The organism is Stenotrophomonas sp. HMWF003 (assembly GCF_003061285.1).
Taxonomy (GTDB): domain Bacteria; phylum Pseudomonadota; class Gammaproteobacteria; order Xanthomonadales; family Xanthomonadaceae; genus Stenotrophomonas; species Stenotrophomonas maltophilia_AP.
Window position 1 is genome coordinate 1 of sequence record NZ_QAIW01000088.1, and the last position, 4337, is coordinate 4337.

At 62.7% G+C, this 4337-nt stretch carries 4 protein-coding genes and 1 pseudogene; 2 read left to right on the forward strand and 3 right to left on the reverse strand.

From position 1 onward, the window contains the following. The first annotated feature begins 79 nt into the window (after positions 1-79). Positions 80-358: a hypothetical protein gene (locus tag DBR34_RS03535; RefSeq protein WP_128095728.1), complete on the forward strand. Its 279-nt coding sequence runs from the start codon at positions 80-82 to the stop codon at positions 356-358. 29 nt (positions 359-387) lie between these two features. On the opposite strand, the gene DBR34_RS03540 is transcribed toward DBR34_RS03535, so the two are convergent. Then, entirely contained in the window at positions 388-1551 is a 1164-nt protein-coding gene (locus DBR34_RS03540; protein ID WP_258223640.1) for a serine hydrolase domain-containing protein, read from the reverse strand. 491 nt (positions 1552-2042) lie between these two features. Here DBR34_RS03540 and DBR34_RS03545 point away from each other — a divergent pair, with 491 nt between their 5' ends. Then, on the forward strand, positions 2043-3017 hold the full coding sequence (locus tag DBR34_RS03545) for a hypothetical protein (RefSeq protein WP_128095730.1): 975 nt from the start codon (positions 2043-2045) through the stop codon (positions 3015-3017). Between the two features lie 24 nt (positions 3018-3041). Here DBR34_RS03545 and DBR34_RS03550 read toward each other — a convergent pair whose 3' ends face one another. Continuing rightward, complete coding sequence (locus DBR34_RS03550) at positions 3042-3368, reverse strand: hypothetical protein (RefSeq protein WP_128095731.1); 327 nt, start codon at positions 3366-3368, stop codon at positions 3042-3044. A 478-nt stretch (positions 3369-3846) separates the two neighbouring features. Next, positions 3847-4337, reverse strand: a pseudogene (locus tag DBR34_RS03555) (PHB depolymerase esterase); the annotation flags it as partial.

Consider the following 4337-nt stretch of genomic DNA (forward strand, 5'->3'; position numbering starts at 1 on the left):
CCCCGAGCCAGCTGACCACGGCATCTTCACCGCACCGCCCTATGCTGGAGCCCCCTTCGCGTCCACAAGGTAAAGCGCCATGACCAGACTGCACACGCTGATGATTGCCGGCTGCCTGTTGGGTTTCAGTGCCGTGGCATCCGCTGAAACCGTCAACCTGACCAACAGTGCGGACGGCGCCAACCGCGATGCCGGGATCACGGCGGTGAAGAAGAAACTGCAGGACGCCTGCACCGACCGCAAGGGCACGCCGGATGCCGATTCGTTTGAAGTGGTTTTCGAAAAGACCAGCGACAACCCGAATGTGCCCAAGCCCTACTACGTGGACGGCAAGATGAAGTGCGAGCTTCCTGGCTGAGCGCGCCCGGTCACGGCCGGCCCGGCGCTTCAGGTCTTGGCAGCGACCTTCTCACGTGCGGCGATCCTCTCGACCAGGGTATCGATCGCCGCCTCCATGGCGCGTGCCGTGTCGTCGCCGCTCTGGTTGGTGATGACGAATATGCCAAGGTCGTACCTGGGCACGACGTAGACGTAGCACTGCGAGCGTGGCACGCCCCCATGGTGGGCATAGTAGACGCCCTTCACGGCGTCGCTGCTGACGATGTTCCAGAAGTAGCCGATGCTGAACTCGGGGTCGAACGTGACCAGGGCGCGGTGCGATTCGGTCACGACCGGCCCACCGGCCAGCTGGAACTTGAGGTAGCTCACCATGTCCGGGGTCGTCGCCTTCACGTTCCCGGAAGCGCCCCAGGGTAACTGCGGCATCGGCGTGGTCGGCACCGGATTGTCGCTGTGGTAGCCAGTCGCAAGGCGAGCGGCCTCGGCGTCGCCCAGTCGGATTCTGGCCCCAGTCATCCCGACGGAGTCGCCAAGGAACTCGCGCAGCAGCGTTTCGTAGTCGCGCTTGTAGACCACTTCCAGGATATGCGCCACCAGCTCCGTTCCGGCGCTTGAGTAGGCGTACTCTTTTCCGGGCGGCCTTCCGATCTGGACGGTGTGCAGATCCCTCAGGAAGTCCGCTTGACCGTAACCCGCGTACACGGCGTTGAGTTCGCCCGGCGTACGGTGATCGGTGAAGTCCGCGAGCACCGTGTCCGCACGCGCCGGCAACATGTTCGGCAGACCACTGGTGTGTGAGAGCAGATTGCGAACGCGCAGGGGCTCGCCCTTGTACTGCAGGTTCGGGTAGTCCCCCTGCAGGTACATCCGAATGTCGTCGTCCAGACCCACCTTGTGCTCCAGGACCGCGTTGGCCATCAGGGTACCGGCCAGGGTCTTGCTCAGCGAGCCGATTTCGTAGAGGGTCGCGTCGGTCGGAGGGCCTGGCTTCCCTGCTTCCATGTCGCCGCGATGCCGGATGAACTCCTTGCCCCGGTACACCACCGCGATCGAGGTTGAGTGCAGCAACGGCTGCTCGATGAGCGTTGCGGCGACCTCGTCGATGTCCGCGCCCAAGTCCTTCGCTGGGGCCTTTTCGTCGGCGCAACCGGCGAGAAGAAGCGCAGCGCACAGTCCGACGCCACTCAGCCATTGCCTGTTTCGAGTGATCATCGAAGTAGCTTGCATGCGTCGGCGCTTGGTGGGAGGGCGAAAGGGTTCCCACGATAGCGGATCGACGGCGTGTGCGCCTGTAACGGATGTCGGGGTGGCGACCGACCAGGGGCCATGCCGTGAGGGCGGCGGACCAACGGTCCGCTCTACGAGATCCCCGGCCCTTGGGCGGGCCGGGGACCCTGTCGGCTCAGCGGAATTTATCCTTCAGGAACAACCATGTAGTCAACGTAAGTTCTGGTGCGAAGCTGCGTCAGCTCTGAGCCACCGGAGTAGACAATGCGCCTTGAACACGGCAGCATGCGGGCTGCGCTCGGGGGAGCGCATGCGCCTGCCGTACATGTTTCCAATCACTCCGGCATGCACGAACACCTGCCCGCTTTCCAAAATCGAGCCGATGGATGCCATCGATAGAGGCTGAGCTGGAAGGTAGGGTGTCCGTTTATCACATCGACTAATGACCCGTGCTTTCATGGACGGAACGTTCTTGCGTGCAGTACTTCTACATGCATTACATAAAGCAGATTTCATCGGTGATTGTCGTTGCTGCAATAGTGGCCGTTTGTGCCTGGCAATGGCGTCACCACGATAAGACCGCCACTGCGCAACCGCCGGTTTTAGCACGCACACCCAATGCTGTGGCTGAGAGCCACGAGTCAGCAAGTGCGGGTTCCGCCAGAAAGGATCCCAGCGAATGGGCGCGACGCCAGGAAGCTACGCGCGCATCCCGCGACCTGGACACTGTGGTGAGGGCGTACAAGGAGGCCAACGACTGCCTTCTGTACCATTCGGCGCGCCATGAAGTGGACGCACTGCTGGAGGGGAAGCAATGGAATTCGCTTTCCAGCGAAACGCTGGCGACGCTTGAGGCGATGGACGCCAGCGCGTCCAGAGTGCTCTCAACGGTAAAGACGTTGGACGCGTTCTGCAGCGGCTCTGATCCGCAAGCATTGGCTGAGGCATCGTCGGCCGCCGTGTTTGATGCCGCCGTACGCGGGAATCCGGATGCGGAAGTGTGTTTTGTGATGAGTGGAATATCGGCCTCGGACGGGTCGGAATCCGCATCGTTCGTTAAGTCACTGGTGGACAGGTACGTGGCGTACGCTCCCGTGTTCAGCCAAAAAGCGCTTGAACGGGGTGACCCCCGCGTTGCGGTGAGGGCGCTGGCCAGGTATGCGGCCTCTCCTGCGGTGCATCCGTCCTGGCGTGATGGCGTGCCGAAGGCGGACCCCGTCCTGACCTGGCGGGGCGCGCGCCTCGCGTCGCTGCGAAGCTTGCCGGAACAACGCGAACGTATCGAGTACAACCTGGCCGAACTCAGAGCGCTGGGCATCCTATCGCCAACCCAGATAAGCCAGGCAGACGCCTGGGCGGCCGCGACGTTTGCCCGGCAGTTTTCAGGTCAGGCGCCCATCAATGTGGATGCAGCGGAACAGTGCTATTCCTCACCCGGGGTGGCACCGTAAGAACCGGCTAGGCAACCGTCCTCCCTACCCCCGATAGATCTCCATCGAGGCGGCGAAGCTGCGCGGCGGCGCGCGGTACGCAACCACAGGGGCATCGGCTGCCGCAGGCTCATTCACGGTGAGCATGATCCCGCCGGGCTTGGTGTGCACATACAGCCGGGTGCCCGGCTCGATGCCAAGCGCGTGCATCCATAAGCCACGCAGCTTCAGGCACGGGATGGGCGGAGAGCCTGGGTAGGTTTGCAGGCCGTCGTGGTGGAGTGCGTTGGTGAGGATGCTTCTGGGAGTGCGCCACCAGAGCTTCTGCCTGGCCGCTTCGCTGGGGGATGCATCGTTGATACGACTGGACATGGTGGGCCTCCGATGGGAAACATCCCTCGCCGGGATGGCGAGGGAGTCGGGAGGTTAAGAACCGTGCAGATCCGGCGTGACGTATTTCCGCGAAGGTGTTGTATTTCGTCACCCTCCCGACACATTGAGTACAACGTGCTGAGCATCTGCAGGAGTTCTTACGCTCCGAGAAGCAACCATGTCGCGGGAGTGAGCGTAACGGAAGTCGGTTGATTCTTCTGATCAGCGCAATCCGATGGTGGCAGTCTATTCCCGGCGGCACCAACGCGTTCTCGAGGTGAGTTTCGTGAAAGGCAATGCAATACAGGCAGGAACGCAGTCACGGATGGAGCATAGCCCTTCCTCTTTGATGAAACGGCCGCTTGAGATCGGGTGTCGCATTCGACGCAGGACGCGCGAAGTGGACCGCAGTGGCATCGGACCAACGGTCCGCTCTACAAGATCCCCAGCCCTTCAACGGGCCGGGGATTCGCTCGACTCAGCGCAGCTGATCCTTCAAAAACAGCCACGTAATCAACGTTGCATCGGGCCCGTCCGGATCCGTGAACGGCAACCCCGTCTGGCTGCCACTCCAGGCATGGCCCATTCCCTGCACCACGTAATGCTGGGCCAGCGTCCTGCCGCCGTAGGTATAGGTGTCAACCCGATACGCGCGCCCCCCCGGCACCTGCCCGTTGTAGGTACTGGTCGGAACGTACTTCACCGAGTCGTTGTCCAGGCCATCGTCGGCCAGGTCATTGGTCTGCAGGAACTGGCGCACGGCCTGCTGGCCGTTCACCGGGTTCACCGTGCTGTCGGCGGTGCCATGGAACACCAGCACCGGGATCGGTCGCGGCGTCGGCGAGCCGGAGCACTGCCAGGCCAGCCGCCCGTTGCTGTCCGGCGAATAGATGCTGCCGGCCAACAGCGCGTAGGCGCTGCCGGACACGGTGGTGGCGCCCTTGTACATGCCGCCGGAATGGATCGCAC